Source organism: Pseudoalteromonas nanhaiensis (assembly GCF_051235485.1).
In the GTDB taxonomy this organism is placed as follows: Bacteria; Pseudomonadota; Gammaproteobacteria; order Enterobacterales; family Alteromonadaceae; genus Pseudoalteromonas; species Pseudoalteromonas lipolytica_C.
The window spans coordinates 75,095-94,957 of record NZ_JBPNYQ010000002.1; the positions used below are offsets into that span (position 1 = coordinate 75,095).

The 19,863-nt window shown below is 41.0% G+C and carries 18 protein-coding genes; 9 read left to right on the plus strand and 9 right to left on the minus strand.

Annotated elements, in window-relative coordinates; genetic code table 11:
* Positions 1 to 368 precede the first annotated feature (368 nt).
* From ACSFVZ_RS02650 to fucP, 3 genes are all read right to left on the minus strand, one after another.
* On the minus strand, positions 369 to 1,154 hold the full coding sequence (locus ACSFVZ_RS02650; RefSeq protein WP_235382397.1) for an IclR family transcriptional regulator: 786 nt from the start codon (positions 1,152 to 1,154) through the stop codon (positions 369 to 371).
* A gap of 110 nt (positions 1,155 to 1,264) precedes the next feature.
* Entirely contained in the window at positions 1,265 to 1,618 is a 354-nt protein-coding gene (locus tag ACSFVZ_RS02655; protein ID WP_435558029.1) for an L-rhamnose mutarotase, read from the minus strand.
* Between the two features lies 1 nt (position 1,619).
* Positions 1,620 to 3,035, minus strand: a complete 1,416-nt coding sequence (gene fucP / locus ACSFVZ_RS02660) for an L-fucose:H+ symporter permease (RefSeq protein ID WP_435558030.1) — start codon at positions 3,033 to 3,035, stop codon at positions 1,620 to 1,622.
* Positions 3,036 to 3,352: 317 nt separating this feature from the next.
* Between fucP and ACSFVZ_RS02665 the strand changes: the two genes are divergently transcribed.
* Genes ACSFVZ_RS02665 through ACSFVZ_RS02695 form a run of 7 tightly spaced genes read left to right on the plus strand, consistent with a single transcriptional unit; the run spans position 3,353 to position 9,605 of the window.
* Positions 3,353 to 3,652: a UxaA family hydrolase gene (locus ACSFVZ_RS02665; protein WP_135924360.1), complete on the plus strand. Its 300-nt coding sequence runs from the start codon at positions 3,353 to 3,355 to the stop codon at positions 3,650 to 3,652.
* A 1-nt stretch (position 3,653) separates the two neighbouring features.
* Entirely contained in the window at positions 3,654 to 4,838 is a 1,185-nt protein-coding gene (locus ACSFVZ_RS02670; RefSeq protein ID WP_138558462.1) for a UxaA family hydrolase, read from the plus strand.
* 20 nt (positions 4,839 to 4,858) lie between these two features.
* On the plus strand, positions 4,859 to 6,007 hold the full coding sequence (locus tag ACSFVZ_RS02675) for an alpha-hydroxy acid oxidase (protein WP_435558031.1): 1,149 nt from the start codon (positions 4,859 to 4,861) through the stop codon (positions 6,005 to 6,007).
* Positions 6,008 to 6,030: 23 nt separating this feature from the next.
* Positions 6,031 to 7,062 (plus strand): aldo/keto reductase, encoded by a 1,032-nt coding sequence (locus ACSFVZ_RS02680; RefSeq protein ID WP_435558032.1) that lies wholly within the window; start codon positions 6,031 to 6,033, stop codon positions 7,060 to 7,062.
* Between the two features lie 11 nt (positions 7,063 to 7,073).
* Positions 7,074 to 7,931, plus strand: a complete 858-nt coding sequence (locus ACSFVZ_RS02685; protein WP_435558033.1) for an amidohydrolase family protein — start codon at positions 7,074 to 7,076, stop codon at positions 7,929 to 7,931.
* 22 nt (positions 7,932 to 7,953) lie between these two features.
* Complete coding sequence (locus tag ACSFVZ_RS02690) at positions 7,954 to 8,730, plus strand: SDR family NAD(P)-dependent oxidoreductase (protein WP_135924355.1); 777 nt, start codon at positions 7,954 to 7,956, stop codon at positions 8,728 to 8,730.
* Positions 8,731 to 8,750: 20 nt separating this feature from the next.
* The gene (locus ACSFVZ_RS02695; protein ID WP_138558457.1) at positions 8,751 to 9,605 is read left to right on the plus strand and encodes a fumarylacetoacetate hydrolase family protein; all 855 of its coding nucleotides are present in this window, start codon (positions 8,751 to 8,753) and stop codon (positions 9,603 to 9,605) included.
* A gap of 117 nt (positions 9,606 to 9,722) precedes the next feature.
* On the opposite strand, the gene ACSFVZ_RS02700 is transcribed toward ACSFVZ_RS02695, so the two are convergent.
* Positions 9,723 to 10,037 (minus strand): DMT family transporter, encoded by a 315-nt coding sequence (locus ACSFVZ_RS02700; RefSeq protein WP_435558034.1) that lies wholly within the window; start codon positions 10,035 to 10,037, stop codon positions 9,723 to 9,725.
* A gap of 231 nt (positions 10,038 to 10,268) precedes the next feature.
* On the opposite strand from ACSFVZ_RS02700, the gene ACSFVZ_RS02705 reads away from it, so the two are divergent.
* A complete protein-coding gene (locus ACSFVZ_RS02705) occupies positions 10,269 to 11,177 on the plus strand; it encodes a substrate-binding periplasmic protein (protein WP_435558035.1) in 909 nt (302 codons plus the stop codon).
* Between the two features lie 40 nt (positions 11,178 to 11,217).
* On the opposite strand, the gene prpF is transcribed toward ACSFVZ_RS02705, so the two are convergent.
* From prpF to ACSFVZ_RS02730, 5 genes are all read right to left on the minus strand, one after another.
* Positions 11,218 to 12,387, minus strand: a complete 1,170-nt coding sequence (gene prpF, locus ACSFVZ_RS02710) for a 2-methylaconitate cis-trans isomerase PrpF (protein WP_435558036.1) — start codon at positions 12,385 to 12,387, stop codon at positions 11,218 to 11,220.
* A 3-nt stretch (positions 12,388 to 12,390) separates the two neighbouring features.
* Positions 12,391 to 14,982 (minus strand): Fe/S-dependent 2-methylisocitrate dehydratase AcnD, encoded by a 2,592-nt coding sequence (acnD, locus tag ACSFVZ_RS02715; protein ID WP_435558037.1) that lies wholly within the window; start codon positions 14,980 to 14,982, stop codon positions 12,391 to 12,393.
* 117 nt (positions 14,983 to 15,099) lie between these two features.
* Positions 15,100 to 16,224 carry a bifunctional 2-methylcitrate synthase/citrate synthase gene (gene prpC / locus ACSFVZ_RS02720; RefSeq protein ID WP_435558038.1) on the minus strand — a complete coding sequence of 375 codons (1,125 nt, stop codon included), beginning with the start codon at positions 16,222 to 16,224 and terminating at the stop codon, positions 15,100 to 15,102.
* Positions 16,225 to 16,248: 24 nt separating this feature from the next.
* Complete coding sequence (prpB, locus tag ACSFVZ_RS02725) at positions 16,249 to 17,124, minus strand: methylisocitrate lyase (RefSeq protein ID WP_135924348.1); 876 nt, start codon at positions 17,122 to 17,124, stop codon at positions 16,249 to 16,251.
* Between the two features lie 83 nt (positions 17,125 to 17,207).
* Positions 17,208 to 17,912, minus strand: a complete 705-nt coding sequence (locus tag ACSFVZ_RS02730) for a GntR family transcriptional regulator (protein WP_054554723.1) — start codon at positions 17,910 to 17,912, stop codon at positions 17,208 to 17,210.
* A gap of 281 nt (positions 17,913 to 18,193) precedes the next feature.
* Here ACSFVZ_RS02730 and rsmF point away from each other — a divergent pair, with 281 nt between their 5' ends.
* Entirely contained in the window at positions 18,194 to 19,633 is a 1,440-nt protein-coding gene (gene rsmF, locus ACSFVZ_RS02735) for a 16S rRNA (cytosine(1407)-C(5))-methyltransferase RsmF (protein WP_435558039.1), read from the plus strand.
* Positions 19,634 to 19,863 lie beyond the last annotated feature (230 nt).

Consider the following 19,863-nt stretch of genomic DNA (forward strand, 5'->3'; position numbering starts at 1 on the left):
GTGGTTCGAATCCACTCGGTCGTACCAATTCTAAATATCCTATAGCATAAAGCTCAGTCGCTTAGCGCACTACCACTCTTGATGGCCCGCTCCAAAGCTCGGTGGTTCGAATCCACTCGGTCGTACCAATTCTAAATTTACTAATTTACAATATCTCAAACCTCAGCTAGTTAGCGCACTACCACTCTTTATGACCCGCTCCAAAGGTCGGTGGTTCGAATCCACTCGGTCGTACCAATTCTAAATATCCTATAGCATAAAGCTCAGTCGCTTAGCGCACTACCACTCTTTATGACACGCTCCAAAGGTCTGTGGTTCGAATCTACTCGCTCGTACCAACTCTAAATATTCTAATTTGATAATTGGGATCACTCATACCCTAATAGCTTCGACAACTCTAAAGCTGTTACCTGCATATTTTCGTGGATCATTGCCATATCAGTTGTATGAGAGCCGTCAGTGAAATCAATAAATGGCACAACTAATGCCGCTGCGATTTGACCTGTGGCATCAAACACCGGATAACCAATATCATTTACTCCATGAGCTTGCGCACTAATTACACTCTCATACCCCTGACTTTTAACACGATTGATTATATCCTCGAGTTGTTCAGAATTTGCTTGTGGGTGGTCACTTGGCACACGACTTAGCATTAAATCACGCTTTTCTCGTTCAGAAAACGCCAACAATAAATGCCCTGAACAGGTATTTACTAAGGGTGCTTCAGCGCCAAGTCTAACGCTAAAGATACGTGCCGAAGGTGAATCTTGCTGCACTACAACATGACCTTTACCTTCGTAGTAGATCACTAAATGGCAAGATTGCTCTATGGTATAAGATAATCTGTGCATCAAAGGGTTAGCTAGCGATGTTAAACGCTTAATAGGTGGAAACCGATTGGCTAGCCCAAAGAGCTTTAAGGTTAATCTATGCCTATCACTTCCCGCTGGCGTTTCAATATAGCCGCGTTGCTCTAATACAGCCAACATTCTAAACAACTCGCCGACCGAACGATCGAGTCGTGCTGTGATATCCGTGATATTGAGACCGTCTACTTCACTTGACAGCAATTCAAGCAAATCCAATCCTTTTTCAAGCGCAGGAGCTGAATACACTTTTTTCCGTGATTTAGAATCCGTTTCTTTTTCCACTGATATTCACCTTAATATAACTCACTAGTTTTTTGAGACTAGCTATAAAATTTCCTCAGATTACAAAAGTATACATTAGTTTCATTTATGAGAAAAAGCGCCATAACCATTTAATAAGCTGCTATTTGTTCATCCAGTGAAAAAATCCGCTCAACAAGCTTCCACTTAGCAGATTTACTGGATGACGTATCAACCTTTTGAAACTTTTCCATTAATGCTTCCCATTCTTGAACTTTATTATTTTGAGCATCGAATCTGGCTTTGTGTTCAAAACTAAAGTCATCGCAGGTATCAAGTATCATTATTAATTGTGTACCTAGCCGATGAATCGCCATGTTCGTTATACCCACTTCTTTGATTGCCGCTACAACTTCAGGCCATACATTTCCCGGGGCATGGTATTTCTCATATTCGGCTATTAAATCATCGTTGTTTTCTAGCTCTAATGTTAAGCAATATTGCATTTCATTTCTCCACTGATGTTTTATGTATATAGATAACGCGATAAGCAAAAACAGCTATCACCATAAAACTAATTAAAGGTAGTAAAAAAGAGGTTTGTACTGCACTTAGTGACTTTATCAGTGGCCCTGCATCAATCATCTGCCCCTGTAGAGGTGGCATTAGCGCTCCTCCGACAATCGCCATGACCAACCCTGAGGATGCGATACTTGCATCGGCTTTTAAACCGCCTAAACTGATACCATAAATTGTTGGGAACATTAAAGACATACACCCCGAAACAGCAATAAGACAATACAATCCGAGCATGCCCCCGGTAAAAATGACAGCAAACGTCAAGCTCGCTGCAGCAATTGCAAAGATCATCAGCAGTAATGCGGCATTAACCCAATTAAGTAAAAACGTACAAATAAAGCGACTGGCCAGAAAAACACACATAGCAACAATGTTGTAATTCTGCGCTTCAGAAGCGGTTAAGCCTACTTCAGTCATCCCGTAATGGATAATAAAAGTCCAGCACATAATTTGTGCACCAACATAAAAAACTTGAGCAATCACACCTTCAACATAGCGCTTATTTTTAATAAGTTTTACAAAAACCTCCTTCGCGCTATTGTCACTTTGATTTACTTTAACAGCCTGTGTATTAGGCAAGCGATAAAATAAATAGATAAAAAATAAGACAATAACAATCATAGCAATTACCACATAAGGGTCGCGTATTGTCGCCAAATCAGCTGCCTGCATCGCCATATGATTAAATGGTTCTTCTTTTGAAAAGGTATAAAGTGCTTCGGTAAGCTTTTCATCAACAACTGCGGGGAGCCAATGTGCATATTCTGGATGTTGTAATTTTTCTTCAGCTCTAAACTGTTCTATTTCAAGCTTATTTAGAATCATAGTTGAAGCAACAAACATGCCCATCAACGAACCAACAGGGTTGAATGCTTGCGCTAAATTTAACCGCTTTGTGGCTGTCCGCTCATCTCCCATTGATAAAATATAAGGATTTGCAGTTGTCTCTAAGAGTGCCAATCCACAGGTTAAAATACACAAAGAAGCCAAAAAATAATTAAATTCCATGTAATAACTGGCAGGAATAAATAGTAATGCACCCAGTGCATATAGCCCAAGTCCAAGTAGTATCCCAGATTTATAAGAATATCGCCGAATATACAATGCGGCAGGAATAGCCATCACTCCATACCCTAAGTAAAAAGCAAATTGCACAAGAGAACTCTGTGCATTTGAAATTAGAAAAATATCTTTGAACGCTTTTACCAGCGGGTTGGTAATGTCATTTGCAAAGCCCCAAAGTGGAAAAAGTGCTGCAACCAGAATAAAAGGTATCAGCATATCCGTTGCGATTAATGGTGCAGTTTCCCCTCCCTCTTTTGTACCTAATTGATATGTGTTCATTGTTAATTACGCTCTTAGTTAAATGCTGTTAATACGAACTGCTTAGTACAGTTCATGTTTAAAAGATTGCACGATAAATTCATATATACAATTAAATTTCATATAAGAAAAATATTATTTTAAATATGTCTATAAAAAACAATTGTTTATTTACTATTTTTTTAAAGGTTCCTGGCTTTAGCAACAAATGACAGTGGCTAGAGACAAAAGAAAGATGTTGACTTGTTTAATTATTACAAATATTTTAAATATGAAAAAATAATTCATACTTAAAATAAATTACTAGTGTACCAACAAACTTTAATTGTGAGGATTGAATGTCTGGAAATAAATTTGTGTTACTGCATGAACAAGACAACGTCATTGTTTGTTGTCAGGCTGCATACCTTGGTGAAGCGATCACCATTGCAAATGATGAGCTAACGCTAAATACAGATGTCACTGTTGGTCATAAAGTTGCCTGCCGTGCAATTCAAAAAGGCGAACAAATTTTAAAATACGGTGTGCCTATCGGATCTGCCACTGACGATATTGAAAAAGGACAGCATGTGCACCTTCACAATATGAAGAGTGACTATATAGCAAGCCACACTAGGCACTCAGTTAGTGGAGATTAATATGCAGGGCTATTTAAGAAGTAATGGTAAAAAAGGTATTCGTAACACTGTGGTTGTAGCCTACTTAGTTGAATGTGCACACCATGTGGCAAGAACAATCGTTAATAAGTCAAATAACCAAGACATCCAACTTATTGGCTTTCCTGGCTGCTATCCAAACAATTATGCACTTTCTATGATGACTAAACTGTGTACCCACCCTAATGTTGGCGGTGTGTTACTCGTTTCTTTGGGATGTGAAGGGTTCAACCGTGAACACTTAAGTGAAGCTATCAGTCAGTCTGGTCGCCCCGTTAGTACGCTTGTTATTCAAAATAACGGCGGAACAAAAAACACCATTGATAAAGGGGTTCAAGAAGCTGCGGCTATGCTAGAACAAATTTCTTCATGCCCTGTTGTTGATATGACAGTTGATGAATTAGTTATTGGCACAATTTGTGGTGGTTCAGATGGCACCAGTGGTATCAGCGCAAACCCTGCTGTTGGTAAGTGTTTCGACCGTTTAATTACGCAAAATGCAACCTGCATTTTTGAAGAAACCGGCGAACTTGTGGGCTGCGAGCAAATAATGGCGCAAAGGGCCGAATCGAAAGACCTTGCAGACAAGCTTGTATCTTGTGTCATAAAAGCTGAGAAATATTACACAAAAATGGGCTATGGCAGCTTTGCTCCGGGTAATGCAGAGGGTGGCTTAACAACACAAGAAGAAAAATCAATGGGAGCTTATGCTAAGTCAGGTGGCTCGTTAATTAATGGCATTATTAAACCAGGTGAAGAGCCTCACAAAAAAGGCTTATTCTTGATGGATGTAGTCCCTGATGGAGACCCTAAATTTGGATTTCCAAACATTTCTGATAATCAAGAAATCATCGAAATGATTGCATCAGGTGCCCACATCACATTATTTACAACCGGTCGTGGCTCCGTTGTTGGTTCAGCTATTTCGCCAGTAATTAAAATCTGCGCAAACCCTGAAACATACAAAAACTTAAGTGATGACATGGATATAAATGCTGGAAGTATTATCGAAGGTCAGAAAACGGTAGAGCAAGTGGGAGATGAAATCTTTGATCTTATTGTCCGCATTGCAAGTGGTGAACAAAGTAAATCTGAACAAATGGGACATCAGGAATTTTTGTTAACTTATAAAACATTCGACAGCATAGGACCTGCTTGCTTGAATTAATGTGAGCAGAGGACATCATCATGAATAATTACTTTAATCATAAATACCCTGATATCTCGGACCTCAAGAAAAAAGCCAAACAACGCATACCACGCTTTGCATTTGACTACCTTGAAGGTGGCTGTATGGAAGAGCGAAGTGTTCAGCGAAATCGAGACGAGATCAATGCTGTACAATTGCGTAGTACATTATTAAAGCCTTTTTCTGGCAGCGATCAATCAGTTGAACTATTTGGCCACACCTACTCTGCTCCTTTTGGAATTGCACCCGTTGGTTTGCAAGGCCTAATGTGGCCAAAAGCGCCTGAGATACTGGCTAAAGCTGCCGCTGAAAAAAACATCCCTTATGTATTAAGTACTGTTTCGTCATCTAGCCTTGAGCGTATTGCAGAAGTGTCTGAGGGTCATGCTTGGTTCCAATTATACAACCCAACAGATGAGATCATTCGTAAAGATCTATTAAGTCGCATAAAAGCAGCACACTACCCTGTATTGGTTGTCACAGTTGATGTGCCAACATTTGGCTATCGCCCAAGAGATATTCGCAATGGTTTGGCGATGCCACCTAAAATGACATTTTCAAACATCATGCAAATGCTAAGTAGACCCCGTTGGTTTTACGAAACAGCGCTTGCCGGCAAGCCTGAAATGCAAACCCTAAAACCCTATATGCCTAAAGACATGCCAACTGATGAACTTGCAGCATTTATGAATAAAACGGTTATGGGCCGTGTAGATATTGAGGGACTAAAGCCTATACGAGATATGTGGCAAGGGCCATTAGTAATAAAAGGATTAATTAGTGAACAAGATGTGAAATCGGCTATAGAACTTGGCGCTGATGCTGTCGTAATTTCTAATCATGGTGGTCGACAACTTGATGCAGGTGAATCACCAGTAAAACCACTACAAACTATCGCATCTAAGTATTCAAAAGACATAAAGATATTTATGGATAGCGGTTTACGAAGCGGCACTAATATTGTGAGTGCCCTAGCAAGTGGAGCAGATTTTACTTTTCTGGGTAGACCTTTTGTATATGGCGTTGGCGCATTAGGTGATAAAGGAGGCATTCATACCATTAATGCATTGATGATGCAGGTAACGCAGATAATGAACCAATTAGGCTGTGAAAAAGTAACGGACTTACCAAGCTTCCTAGTTAAATAGCTGAACAATATGGTAGGAGTATTATGAAAAACGTTTTCAACACTCGTCAACTTGGTAACACAAACCTAAATATATCAACGTTAGGTTTTGGGGCTGCGTCTATGGGTAATTTATATCAACCAGTCAGTGATGAAGAAGCTAAAAACACTTTATCATCGGCTATTGATATAGGTATCAACTATTTTGATACAGCTCCGCGTTATGGTGCAGGACTAAGTGAACGTCGAGTGGGAGATGCACTAAGGGAACTTCCAAAACAGGATTATATATTATCCACAAAAGTAGGAAGACTCATTAAACCAGACGCGAAAGCGGATGTAACGCAGCTTCGCCATGGTTTTGCTACTCCAATGCCTTTTGATGCTCAATATGACTACAGCTACGATGGCATTATGCGTTCATTTGAGGATAGTCAGCAACGTTTAGGGCTCGCTGAAATTGATATTCTTCTGGTTCATGATCTTGGCAGAGATACTCATGGAGATAGAGATTCATTTTATTTTATGCAGTTCGAACAAGGTGGTTATAGAGCACTTGATGAACTTAAAAGTAGCGGACAAATCAAAGCGATTGGTTTAGGTGTAAACGAAGTAGAAATTTGTAAGCGTGCCATGAATATTGGCCAGTTTGATTGTTTTTTATTAGCCGGCCGATACTCATTACTTGAACAAGAACCAGTCAACGAGTTTCTTCCTCAATGCATTGCAAATGGTACGTCGATAATTCTCGGCGGTCCTTACAACTCGGGCATATTAGCAACTGGCGTTCGCACTAACAAAACGCCCTTTTATAACTACAACCCTGCCCCTAAAGAAGTAATTTTAAAAGTAGATAAAATTGAGCAAATTTGTTTAGACCATAATGTCACTCTCGCTGCTGCTGCACTGCAATTTCCGCTTGCACACCCAGCAGTTGCATCGGTTATTCCAGGCCTTGGCAATGCAAAGCGAGTTGCAAAAACTGTACAGCTATTTAATGAAGTGATCCCTTTTGCATTTTGGCAAGATTTAAAATCTGAACAGTTACTTGCTGAAAATGCCCCAGTACCGATGTAATGAGCGTAATTATGAAATCAACATCTAGCTCAAAAATAGAAAAAGTAGATAGCCATCAACACTTTTGGCAATTAAGCCGAGGAGACTATAACTGGCTAACTTCTGACTTTACTTGTCTCTATAAAGATCATTTGCCTGAATTACTAGCTCCAGCATTAGAGTTATATGGCATAACGAGCACAATTGTGGTTCAAGCTGCAGATTCAATAGATGAGACATACTTCTTGCTCGAACTAGCTAATAAAACTGATTTCATAGCAGGTGTCGTCGGTTGGGTTGATTTTCAAACCAACGATGTCATTTCTCATTTAGCGTCATTAAGTAAAAATCCCTATTTCAAAGGTATTCGTCCAATGTTGCAAGATATTGACGACCCTGACTGGATACTCAATGACGATTTTGCTGCTATTTTTGATTTTTTAGCAAACAACAGCCTTACATTTGATGCACTCATACTTGAGATACATCTTGAGCAGATAACATCAATTGCAAAGCGCTATCCACAATTAAATATTGTAGTTAACCATCTTGCTAAACCTGACTTAACAAAACCTATGTCAACAAAATGGCAACGCCAGTTAACCTGCTTAGCAGAGTTAGAAAATGTTTCTATTAAGTTTTCAGGACTAATGACACAAGCTGCAACAGATTGTGTTGATGTTGCTATTTATCGTCAATATTTTCAGCTCATTTATCAATTGTTTGGTCCGAAAAGAATTCTTTGGGGAAGTGATTGGCCTGTTGTCAACATGAATGGCAGTTATGCTCTGTGGCATGACATTAGTCAGGCATTGATCAATGAATTGCCTAAAGCAGAACAGCAGTTGATATGGTCAGAAAATGCGCGAAATTTTTATAAGTTACTCTAATCACACCTTTTAAGGACACATTATGAATCAGCAAAGCTCAAAAAAAATTGCCTTAGTAACAGGAGGTGGTAGCGGAATAGGTCGAAGTATCTGTTTACGTTTAGCAAAACGGAATATGCATATTCTTGTTGTTGATTTAAATATCGATGCTGCAAACACAGTGATGCAAGAAATAAATGAAAACGGTGGATCTGCACAAGCATTTGCAGTGGATGTAGCGAACCATCAACAAGTAGCTGAGTTGTTTGCAACTATAAAAAAACACTATGCCATTGATATTCTGATAAACAATGCAGGTATAGCCCACATTGGCAATATCGAAAATACCACAGAGTCAGACTTAGACAGACTCTACAACATCAATGTTAAAGGTGTTTATAACTGTATGCATGCAGCCATTGCAAGCATGAAAGAAAAACAGAGCGGCGTCATCATTAATCTAGCATCTGTTGCTTCATCCGTAGGAATTGCCGATAGGTTTGCCTATTCAATGACTAAAGGTGCCGTTTTAACCATGACCTACTCTGTAGCAAAAGATTATTTATCATACGGTATTCGTTGTAACTGTATTGCCCCTGGTCGTGTTCATACCCCTTTTGTTGATAACTTTTTAGCACAAAGCTACCCAGATAATCAGGCTGAGATGTTTGAAAAGCTCTCAAAAAGCCAACCTATTGGTCGCATGGGTAAACCTGAAGAAATCGCAGGACTTGTTGATTACTTATGCTCAGACGACGCTGCATTTATAACTGGCAGTAATTTCCCGATTGATGGCGGTTTCGTCACACTTAATAATTAACTGAAGTAAAGAGAATCATTATGAAACTACTCAGATATGGCCCTGAAGGCCAAGAAAAACCCGGTATTATAGATGGTGACGGTAAAATTCGTTGCTTAAGTGGCATTATTAATGATGTTAATGGAGCCGCTCTTTCAGTTGAGAGCCTAGAAAAAATAAAACGCTTAGACCTTACATCACTGCCTATTGTAGATGAGTCAGTAAGAATCGGCGCATGCGTTGCTAACGTTGGTAAGTTCATTTGCATTGGTTTGAACTACGCAGATCATGCTGCAGAATCTGGCATGGCAATCCCAAATGAGCCTGAAGTATTCAGTAAAGCCACCAGCGCCATCAGTGGACCTAACGATAATATTATCAAACCTAAAAACAGCGAAAAATTAGACTGGGAAGTTGAACTTGCCATCGTCATTGGTAAGCACGCCTCCTATGTCAATGTTGAAAATGCCAATGACTACATAGCTGGTTATTGTGTTTGTAATGATGTATCTGAGCGTAACTTTCAACTAGAGCGTGGCTGCCAATGGGATAAGGGTAAAGGCTGTGACACATTTGGTCCACTTGGTCCTTGGCTAGTAACCAAAGATGAGATTGCTGATCCACTTAATTTAGATATGTGGTTAAAAGTAAACGATACCCAATTCCAAAATGGTAATACTAAAACCATGGTATTTGATCCTGCGTTTATTGTTAGCTATCTCAGCCAATTTATGAGCCTACAACCAGGCGATGTTATCTCTACAGGCACTCCACCGGGAGTTGGTTTAGGGCAAACTCCGCCAATTTATTTGAACGATGGTGATGTTGTAACCCTAGGCATTGAAGGCTTAGGTGTACAACAGCAACGGGTCGTTGATTATAAGAAATTACACTAAGTAATAAATCCCAAATTACATTTGATCAGGACCAAAATCCGATAGAGCGACAGCCTATCGGATTTTTATTTAATACCAATCCGAAATATTACTTAATTATTATCAGAGATAAAAAATCTAACTGGCTAGTTTCAAACCAATAATGCCAAGCGCAATCAGCAGTAAGCTGGCTATTTTTAATAGACTCACGCCTTCAGATAATAGCGTCATGCCAATAATTGCTGAGCCAATTACGCCGATACCTACCCAAACGGCATAAGCCAAACTAAGTGGTAATGATTTAAGCGCCACACTTAAGCAATAAAAGCTCGCAGCCATAGTTAAAATTGTAAAGAATGAGATGAGTGGTTTAGTAAAACCGTTTGATTGTTTTAGGCCATAAGCCCAAGCGACTTCAAGTAAGCCGGCAGTAATAAGTAAGATCCAATTCATGGTCGACCTCTTTATGGGGTCGTCCCCGAATTAAAATCACAACTTTAAGGTCGTCCTTAAAGCGGTGTAACACTTCGCCACACCCGACGAAATTTACTATGTTGCGAATACCCTGTCAACGATATGAATTAGATTTAAGCCACAGCTTAGAGGTATATTGTTCAAGTGATTAGGTTGTATATTTACAGCAAAAGACTAAGCTATATGTAAATAACAAAACTTAAATACTATATGAAACTGTTTGCAGCGTTATTTTTATTTTTTTCATATCAAGCTATTGCTAACCTTACTCCTGTTACTTATGAAATGGATGGCGAATTTATTACAGAGCAAGCGGTACGCTTTAATGGCGGGTACGGTTATAACCTAGATGCCAAACACGTTCTAAAGCTCGTTACCCTCGATTGGCCCCCTTATATAGATGAAAACTTATGTAATAAAGGTTGGCTTTTCCAATTTACGGTCAGTGCTCTTCTTGAAAAAGGCTACGGCGTTCATATTAGTTTTTACCCTTGGGCTCGTGCAGTTAGAGAAGCTGAATTAGGCCGAGCCGATATTCTCTTTCCTGAGTACTTCATTGAAGGTAATGTGATTTCTGATAACTTTTTAGATAAAACCCGAAACGATTTACTCGCTTTAAGTCATGCAATCCCGGGAGGAGATCTATCTTTCGTGGCGTTAAAAGGAAACCAAATCCCTTTCAATGGTGACTTAAACTCAGTAAAAGACCTGCCTATTGGAGTGGTACGCTCATATAAAAACACCAAAGAATTAGATGCCATGATCGATAACAAAGAAATCGATACAATCGTGGCAAATAATGAGTATCAATTAATACACCTCTTATTAAGTAATCGTGTAAGCCTCATTGTGGCAGATCTTGAAGTGTTAAAAGCCAGCGTTCATAAATCTGAGTTATCAATTAAGGGTAAGCGACAAATATTAGAATCACTGGTCGCACTAGAACCAAAACTTGAATACAAAGCACTTTATTACTCTGTCAGTAAATCAACACCGCATTGGCAAAAAGTTTTACAAGATTTGAATGATGAAATAGAAATGATGCAACAAAGCGGCAAGTTTGATGAGTTTATTGAAGGCATGAAACAACAGTGCTACGGATTAGAAAAAGCGACGTAACCGCCGCTTTATTTTGATCATATCAGTATAATATAGATTACTACTCAGGCACTCTAACCCAGCCTTCCATTAACACGCGCGCACTTCGGCTCATACTTGCTTTTGTGACTTGCCATTTATCATCAACAAGCGTTGCAGCGGCACCCACTTTTAAAGTACCAGAAGGATGACCAAAGTTTACCTCCTGACGCTCGCCACCGCCTGCAGCAAGGTTAACCAAGGTGCCAGGAATAGCAGCTGCAGTACCTATTGCAACCGCAGCGGTGCCCATCATGGCATGGTGCAATTTACCCATCGACATAGCACGTACCACTAAATCAATATCAGTATCACTAACAACTTTTCCGCTTGATGCATGATACGTTTTAGCTGGTGCTACCCAAGCTACTTTTGGCGTATGTTGACGTGCTTTTGCTTCATCAATATGAGAAATTAGCCCCATTTTCAACGCTCCGTAGGCGCGAATCGTTTCTAACTTTTCAAGCGCAGATACATCACCGTTAATGGCTTCTTGCAGCTCTGTACCATCGTAGCCAACTTCACTGGCGTTAATGAAAACTGTCGGAATACCCGCATTGATCATCGTTGCAGACAACATACCAATACCCGGCACTTCTAGCTCATCGACTAAGTTACCTGTTGGGAATAAGGCCCCTTCTCCATCTGCAGGGTCCATAAATTCAAGTTTTACTTCAGCGGCAGGAAAGGTCACGCCATCAAGCTCAAAATCACCAGTTTCTTGTACTTCACCATTTGTAATTGGCACATGCACTATGATGGTTTTACTAATATTGACTTGCCATACTTTTACTTCGACAACGCCGTTTTCTGGAATTTTGTTGGCATCAACAAGGCCGTTCGACACAGCAAAGGCCCCGACTGCTGAAGTTAAATTGCCGCAATTACCACTCCAATCAACAAACGCTTTATCGATAGCCACTTGACCAAACAGATAATCGACATCGTGATCAGCTTTAGCGCTTTTCGATAAAATCACCGTTTTACTGGTGCTTGACGTTGCGCCGCCCATGCCATCAGTTTGTTTTTGATAAGGATCGGGGCTGCCAATTACACGCAATAACAGGTTATCGCGCGCCTCACCTGCCACTTGGGCAGGCTCAGGTAAATCAGTTAAGTTAAAGAACACCCCTTTACTGGTGCCGCCACGCATATAGGTCGCTGCCACCTTAATTTGTGGTTTAAACGCCATTGCTTAGTGCTCCTCAGATTCTAAGAAATCTTGCGCGAAACGTTGCAGCACACCACCCGCTGAATAAATTGACACTTCTTCAGCTGTATCTAAACGACACGTCATTGGTACTTCAACGGTTTCACCATTGGCACGGGTGATCACTAAAGTCAGGGTTGCACCTGGTGTTGGCTCACCTTTCACACTAAAGGTTTCACTGCCATCAATACCTAATGTAGTTCGCGTAGTACCGGCTTTAAATTCTAGCGGTAGTACGCCCATACCAATTAAGTTAGTGCGGTGAATACGCTCAAAGCCTTCCGCAGCAATCACTTCAACACCTGCAAGGCGTACACCTTTTGCAGCCCAGTCACGTGATGAGCCTTGACCATAATCGGCACCTGCCACAATGATAAGCGGTTGTTTACGCTGCATATAGGTTTCGATTGCTTCCCACATACGTGTCACTTTGCCTTCTGGTTCAATACGAGCGTATGAACCTTGCTTCACTTCACCATTTTCTTTAACCATTTCATTCAATAACTTAGGGTTAGCGAATGTTGCACGTTGTGCAGTTAAATGGTCGCCTCGGTGCGTAGCATACGAGTTAAAATCTTCTTCTGGGAGGCCCATTTTAGCTAAGTACTCGCCAGCTGCACTTGACGCTAAAATCGCATTTGAAGGCGATAAGTGGTCAGTAGTGATGTTGTCACCCAGTACAGCTAATGCACGCATATTACTAAGCGAACGTTCACCCGCTAATGCGCCTTCCCAATAAGGAGGACGGCGAATATAAGTACTTTGTGGACGCCATTGGTAAAGCGGATCGTTGTCTTCACCGTAATCAACACTTAAATCAAACATTGGCTCGTAAACCTTTTTAAATTGTTCAGGTTTAACACTTTGTTTAATCACTGCATCAATTTCTTCATCTGATGGCCATAAATCCATTAAGCGAATTTCGTTGCCTTGTTGATCGTACCCTAATACATCTTTTTCGATATCAAAGCGAATAGTACCAGCAATGGCATAAGCAACAACCAGTGGTGGTGAAGCTAAGAATGCTTGTTTAGCATAAGGGTGAATACGGCCATCAAAATTACGGTTACCCGAAAGTACAGCTGTTGCATATAAGTCACGGTCAATCACTTCTTGCTGAATCTTTGGATCAAGCGCACCACTCATGCCATTACAGGTCGTACATGCAAAGCCAACGATACCAAAGCCAAGTTGCTCGAGTTCAGGTAATAAATTTGCTTCTTCTAAGTAAGATTTAACCGCTTTAGAACCCGGTGCCAGTGATGTTTTAACCCATGGCTTACGGGTTAACCCTTTAGCGTTAGCATTGCGCGCAAGTAAACCAGCAGCAATTACATTGCGTGGGTTACTGGTATTAGTACAACTTGTGATCGCTGCAATGATACAGGCGCCATCTGGCATTAAGCCTTCTTCATTTTCAACGATGCCAGTGATACCCGCTTTATCAAGGTCCTTTGTTGCAACACGGCGATGTGGATTCGATGGGCCCGCAATATTGCGACCAACTGATGACAGATCAAAGGTTAACACACGCTCATATTCTGCCGTTTTAAGGCTATCGCTCCAAAGACCGGTTTCTTTTGCGTAAGTTTCGACTAGTTTAACCTGCTCTTCTTCGCGACCTGTTAAGCGTAGGTAATCAAGTGTGTTGTCATCAATGTAGAACATCGCAGCTGTTGCGCCAAACTCTGGCGTCATATTAGAAATAGTTGCTCTGTCACCCAAGGTAAGTGCATCGGCACCTTCACCATAAAATTCAAGGTAGGTCGACACAACTTTTTCATTGCGTAAAAACTCGGTGATCGCTAATACGATATCAGTTGCAGTAATACCCGGTTGTGGCTTGCCTTTGAGCTCGACACCCACAATATCTGGTAAACGCATGTAAGACGCTCGGCCAAGCATCACGCTTTCAGCTTCAAGACCACCTACACCGACTGCAATAACACCTAATGCATCGACCATAGGTGTGTGGCTATCTGTACCAACTAATGTATCTGGGAATGCCACGCCATCGCGGTTTTGGATCACCGGTGACATTTTCTCTAAATTGATTTGATGCATAATGCCGTTACCCGGCGGGATCACATCAATATTTTTAAATGCTGTTTTCGTCCAATTGATAAAATGAAAACGGTCATCATTACGACGATCTTCAATAGCACGGTTTTTTTCAAATGCACCAGGTTCAAAACCTGCGTGTTCAACCGCTAATGAATGGTCAACAATTAACTGTGTTGGTACCACAGGGTTTACTTTTGCAGGATCGCCGCCTTTTGCAGCAATGGCATCACGTAGGCCTGCTAAATCAACCAACGCTGTTTGACCTAAGATATCGTGGCACACAACACGAGCAGGAAACCATGGAAAATCTAAATCACGCTTACGGTCAATCAATTGCGACAGCGCATCATTTAGCATTTCAGGTTCACAACGACGAACTAAGTTTTCGGCAAGTACTCGCGATGTATAAGGAAGTGTGGCATAGCTGCCCGGTTTAATTGCATCAACAGCAGCGCGAGTGTCAAAGTAATCTACTCCTGTGCCTGCTAATGGTTTTCTAAAATTTGTATTCATGATGATTCTACTTGTACTTGGTGACGGTGAACAAAGGTAGGCTGATTGTTTTTGTATTTATTTCGCCCCTTCATAAAGGGGCAGCTAAGCTACCCCTATCACTGATTTAATTAACGATTAACGCTCAGAAATTGGCGTATAGCTGCGCGCTTCTGGGCCCGTATAATCTGCACTTGGGCGAATAATACGGTTGTTAGCACGTTGCTCTTTCACGTGTGCTGTCCAACCTGTTACACGGCTCATTACGAAAATTGGCGTGAATAACTTAGTTGGAATACCCATGAAGTGATACGCAGATGCATGGAAGAAATCAGCATTACAGAATAATTTCTTTTCACGCCACATAACTTCTTCACAGCGAACAGACACTGGATAAAGAACATCGTCACCCACTTCTGCAGCCAGTTTTTCTGACCATTTTTTGATGATCACGTTTCGTGGATCTGATTCGCGGTAGATAGCGTGACCAAAGCCCATGATCTTGTCTTTACGCTCAAGCATACCCATTAGTGCATCTTCAGCTTGGTCTGCACTTGTGAAGCCTTCAATCATATCCATAGCCGCTTCGTTCGCACCACCATGTAATGGACCACGTAAGCTACCTATCGCACCCGTTACACAAGAGTGAATATCAGACAATGTTGATGCACACACACGCGCAGTAAATGTCGATGCATTAAACTCATGCTCAGCATAAAGAATTAAAGACACATTCATTACTTGCTCAAACAGTGCTGATGGTGCTTTGTCATGTAATAAACGTAAAAAGTGTGCACCTACCGAATCATCATCAGTTTCAGTGTCGATACGAACGCCGTCATGGCTAAAACGATACCAGTAACAAATAATGCTTGGGAATACGGCAACTAGGCGGTCAATCGCATCATTCGCTTGTGAGAAATCTTGCTCCATTTCTAGGTTACCTAGCATAGAACAACCGGTGCGCATTACATCCATTGGGTGTGCGTCTTTAGGGATATTTTCAAGCACTGTTTTTAGTGCTTCAGGTAAACCACGTAGTGATTTTAGCTTTGCTTTATATTCAGTAAGCTCAGATTCTGTTGGTAATTCACCACGCGACAGTAAAAAAGACACTTCTTCAAACTGCGCTTTATCTGCTAATTCACTAATATCATAACCACAATAAGTTAAACCTGAACCTGATTTACCTACTGTACACAGTGCTGTTTCACCTGCTACTTGACCACGTAAACCTGCGCCGCCTAATGCTTTATCTACCATGAGTGTTCTCCTTATATGTTGTCGTTATGATTTTTTAGCTGAGAAAAGGTTATCGAGTGTGTTTTCATATGAGTGGTAATCTAAAAACTCATATAATTCTGCACGTGTTTGCATGTTGTCTAATTGGCTTTGTTGTGAGCCTTCGTTAAGAATAGACGAATACACATTAAGCGCTGCTTTGTTCATGGCTCTAAATGCACTTAATGGATAAAGTACAATTTCAACACCAACTTCGCTTAACTGCTCTTTTGTATAGAGCGGTGTTTGACCAAATTCAGTGATATTCGCAAGAATTGGCACATTTAACGCTTTAGCAAACGCTTGGTAATCTGCTAAATCATGTACAGCTTCTGCAAAAATAGCGTCTGCGCCAGCTTCAACACATGCTGCGGCGCGATCAATCGCTGCATTTAAGCCTTCTTTTTGGAATGCGTCAGTACGCGCCATGATGTAAAAATCACTGTCAGTTTTGGCATCAACCGCTGCTTTAATACGGTCAACCATTTCATCTTTAGACACGATTTCTTTATTAGGACGGTGACCACAACGCTTTTGAGCTACTTGGTCTTCAATATGGAAGCCCGCAGCACCCGCTTTGGTCATTTCTTTAACGGTACGAGCAATATTAAATGCACCGCCCCAACCTGTGTCAGCATCTACAAGAAGCGGTAAGTCGGTAGCGCTGGTAATTCGACGAATATCTTCAAGTACGTTATCTAGGCTAGTCATACCTAAATCTGGCATGCCGTATGACGCGTTAGCAACACCCGCACCTGAGAGGTAAAGTGCTTGGTGACCTGTTTTTTCTGCCATCATTGCGCAGTACGCATTGACGGTGCCAACCACTTGCAATGGCTTGTTGTTGGCAATTGCCTGTTTGAACTTTAATCCTGCTGACATTGGATAACTCCTATCTTTGAACGGTTTCAGCTCTTTGGCTGACTCTATTTTTAAATCTAAATTGTGACTGTTTAACTACGGCGCTACTGATTTTTTGCTGCGAGTAAGTCAAACTTAGTCTGAATATTTGCCTGAGACGCGCTGATATGGCGTTTCATAAGCATTTCGGCTAATTCACCGTCATGGTTTTCAATGGCATTAATAATCGCCAAGTGTTCATCAAATGCTTTTGATACACGCGGCCCAACCATACCCATTTGTACTCGGTACATACGAATTAACTGGTACAACTCATTACATAAAAGATGAATTAAGTGTGCGTTTTTCGACCCCTTTATAATGCGATAATGAAAATCAAGGTCGCCCGCTTCTTGGTAGTATGATTCACCTTCTTTTACACGCTGTGTTTGTAAGTGCTGGTTCAATAACTGTTTTAAACCCTGCACTTCTTCAGGTTCCATGTTGTCGGCAGCTAACCGACAAGCGAGCCCCTCAAGGGCACTACGTACCTGATAGACTTCGATTAAACGCTCAGCGGTCAGTGCGACTACACGGCAACCAACATTGGCTTTACGCTCTACCAAATAACAGCTCTCTAAACGATTTAGCGCCTCGCGAAGGGTGGCACGGCTTACACCATAGCGTTTAGCAAGTTCTGGCTCAGAAATTTTGCTACCCTGCTCTATGGTGCCTTGTACAATTTCACGACGCATGTCGACAAACACTTGGTCTGATGCCGTTGTTATCGTGATATCGTTGTAGTTATCGTTGGCTTTTTGCTCTGTCATAAATAGGTCTATTTAAGTACTTAATTAAGATTGTCGACAATTTGTGAGTTCACTATGCGCCCTATCATCGAATGTGTCAACCTTGAGATCGGAAAAACAGACTAAAAAACCAGCAAAATGTCGACATAAAATGATATTTATCAAAAATAATGACTATAAAAGACATTTATATTGGCAATTTGTCGACACTTCAATATCGCTCGTAAAAAGCTAAAAATATCCCCTGACAGCGCTATAAATGGTATGATCCGCCTATTATTACGTGACGTGAGAGCCATTTAGTGGACGCTAATACATATATTCCAGATTCATTTATTGATGATGTAAAAAGCTACCTTCCTGAACATTTATCATTAGACGACTTTATTGCAGCCTGTCGTCGCCCACTTAGACGCTCAGTTCGCGTAAATACATTAAAAATGTCAGTCGATGAATTTCAGCGTCAATGCGCCAATAAAGGATGGGAGTTAACAGCAATTCCATGGTGCGAAGAAGGATTCTGGTTAACACGTCCAAGTGAGGAAGAAAAAGCCCTTGCCATCGGAAATACCGATTTACACTTAAGTGGTGCTATGTATGTGCAAGAAGCCAGTTCAATGCTGCCGCCGGTGGCACTGAGAGCCGAGGTTGAGCAAAGCAATACGGTATTAGATATGGCATCGGCACCAGGTTCAAAAACATCACAAATCGCTGCCATGATGGATAATAGTGGCGTGTTAGTTGCCAATGAATTGTCATCGTCTCGCTTAAAAGTATTGGCAGCAACCCTCAAACGTATGGGGGTTGGTAACTGTGCGTTATCACATTTTGATGGTGTGATCTTTGGAGATTACATGTATGAGTGCTTCGACAGTATTTTGCTAGACGCCCCGTGCTCAGGTGAAGGCACGGTTCGTAAAGATGCAGACGCCCTAAAGAATTGGTCAATCGAATCTAATATTGACATTGCTGCTGTGCAAAAAGCACTCATCAAAAGTGCCTTTTATGCCCTAAAACCCGGCGGCACATTAGTTTATTCGACCTGTACTTTAACACCCCTTGAAAACCAACAAGTGTGCGAATACCTATTAGCTGAGTTCCCTGATTGCATCGAAGTACAATCACTCGATAGCCTGTTCGATGGCGCAGATAAAGCGACAACCAGCGAAGGTTATTTGCACGTTTGGCCGCAAACTTACGATAGTGAAGGTTTCTTCATCGCTAAATTTAAGAAAATAGCGTCAAGCGATAACCCCAATCAAAAAGTTAAGAAAGGCGCATTTCCGTTTGCTGAGTTTGATAAAAAGCAAAGCCAAGCGTTTATGCAAACAATTAAAAAACAGTTCGGTCTAAAATCACTAAAAGGCACTTTAATGCAGCGTGATAAAGAGCTTTGGTTGTTTCGTGATGGCTTTGATGAACTGCAAGATAAAATTAAATACTCACGTTTAGGTATTCAACTTGGTGTAATTCACAAAGGTGGGGTTCGCTTAGCGCATGAATTTGCCACCGTATTTGGCCAAGATTGCGATAAAAATACCTTTGAGATGTCTGCTTGCCAAGCAAACGATTACTTTAACGGTAAAGATATTCGGCTCGAAAAACCAACTCAAGATAATGGTGAAGTAGTGTTAATGTTATGTGGCTGTCCTGTAGGCCTTGGTAAGTGGCAAAAGAATAAAATTAAGAACTCATTACCACGTGATTTAGTACAAAATGCCCAGTTGATAACTTGGGTATAAGTTGCGCATAAGGCTTGTATAAAGTAGGCACCTTTTTAGGTAAAAAGCCGTAACAGGCTGATTTTAAACTAGTATAAAATTTGTACATTTACCGTGCAATTTCCTGCTAATTAACTACACTTAAAAGTACTTTCTACTTCTCCCTACTGAATTTAGAAGGTGTTTTTTTATAGTTAGCGCAGGCTCGCACGAGCCACCCCTAAGCCCAGAACAATGCGGATTCGTTCTGG

What these genes read in the sequence shown, in the direction of transcription:
- ACSFVZ_RS02685 (WP_435558033.1), top strand. Translation starts at nt 7,074, where the DNA reads ATGAAATCAACATCTAGCTCAAAAATAGAAAAAGTAGATAGCCATCAA.
- prpB (WP_135924348.1), bottom strand. Translation starts at nt 17,124, where the DNA reads ATGTCAGCAGGATTAAAGTTCAAACAGGCAATTGCCAACAACAAGCCA.
- ACSFVZ_RS02730 (WP_054554723.1), bottom strand. Translation starts at nt 17,912, where the DNA reads ATGACAGAGCAAAAAGCCAACGATAACTACAACGATATCACGATAACA.
- ACSFVZ_RS02670 (WP_138558462.1), top strand. Translation starts at nt 3,654, where the DNA reads ATGCAGGGCTATTTAAGAAGTAATGGTAAAAAAGGTATTCGTAACACT.
- ACSFVZ_RS02700 (WP_435558034.1), bottom strand. Translation starts at nt 10,037, where the DNA reads ATGAATTGGATCTTACTTATTACTGCCGGCTTACTTGAAGTCGCTTGG.
- ACSFVZ_RS02705 (WP_435558035.1), top strand. Translation starts at nt 10,269, where the DNA reads ATGAAACTGTTTGCAGCGTTATTTTTATTTTTTTCATATCAAGCTATT.
- ACSFVZ_RS02675 (WP_435558031.1), top strand. Translation starts at nt 4,859, where the DNA reads ATGAATAATTACTTTAATCATAAATACCCTGATATCTCGGACCTCAAG.
- ACSFVZ_RS02695 (WP_138558457.1), top strand. Translation starts at nt 8,751, where the DNA reads ATGAAACTACTCAGATATGGCCCTGAAGGCCAAGAAAAACCCGGTATT.
- ACSFVZ_RS02680 (WP_435558032.1), top strand. Translation starts at nt 6,031, where the DNA reads ATGAAAAACGTTTTCAACACTCGTCAACTTGGTAACACAAACCTAAAT.
- ACSFVZ_RS02665 (WP_135924360.1), top strand. Translation starts at nt 3,353, where the DNA reads ATGTCTGGAAATAAATTTGTGTTACTGCATGAACAAGACAACGTCATT.
- prpC (WP_435558038.1), bottom strand. Translation starts at nt 16,224, where the DNA reads ATGGTAGATAAAGCATTAGGCGGCGCAGGTTTACGTGGTCAAGTAGCA.
- prpF (WP_435558036.1), bottom strand. Translation starts at nt 12,387, where the DNA reads ATGGCGTTTAAACCACAAATTAAGGTGGCAGCGACCTATATGCGTGGC.
- fucP (WP_435558030.1), bottom strand. Translation starts at nt 3,035, where the DNA reads ATGAACACATATCAATTAGGTACAAAAGAGGGAGGGGAAACTGCACCA.
- acnD (WP_435558037.1), bottom strand. Translation starts at nt 14,982, where the DNA reads ATGAATACAAATTTTAGAAAACCATTAGCAGGCACAGGAGTAGATTAC.
- ACSFVZ_RS02655 (WP_435558029.1), bottom strand. Translation starts at nt 1,618, where the DNA reads ATGCAATATTGCTTAACATTAGAGCTAGAAAACAACGATGATTTAATA.
- ACSFVZ_RS02690 (WP_135924355.1), top strand. Translation starts at nt 7,954, where the DNA reads ATGAATCAGCAAAGCTCAAAAAAAATTGCCTTAGTAACAGGAGGTGGT.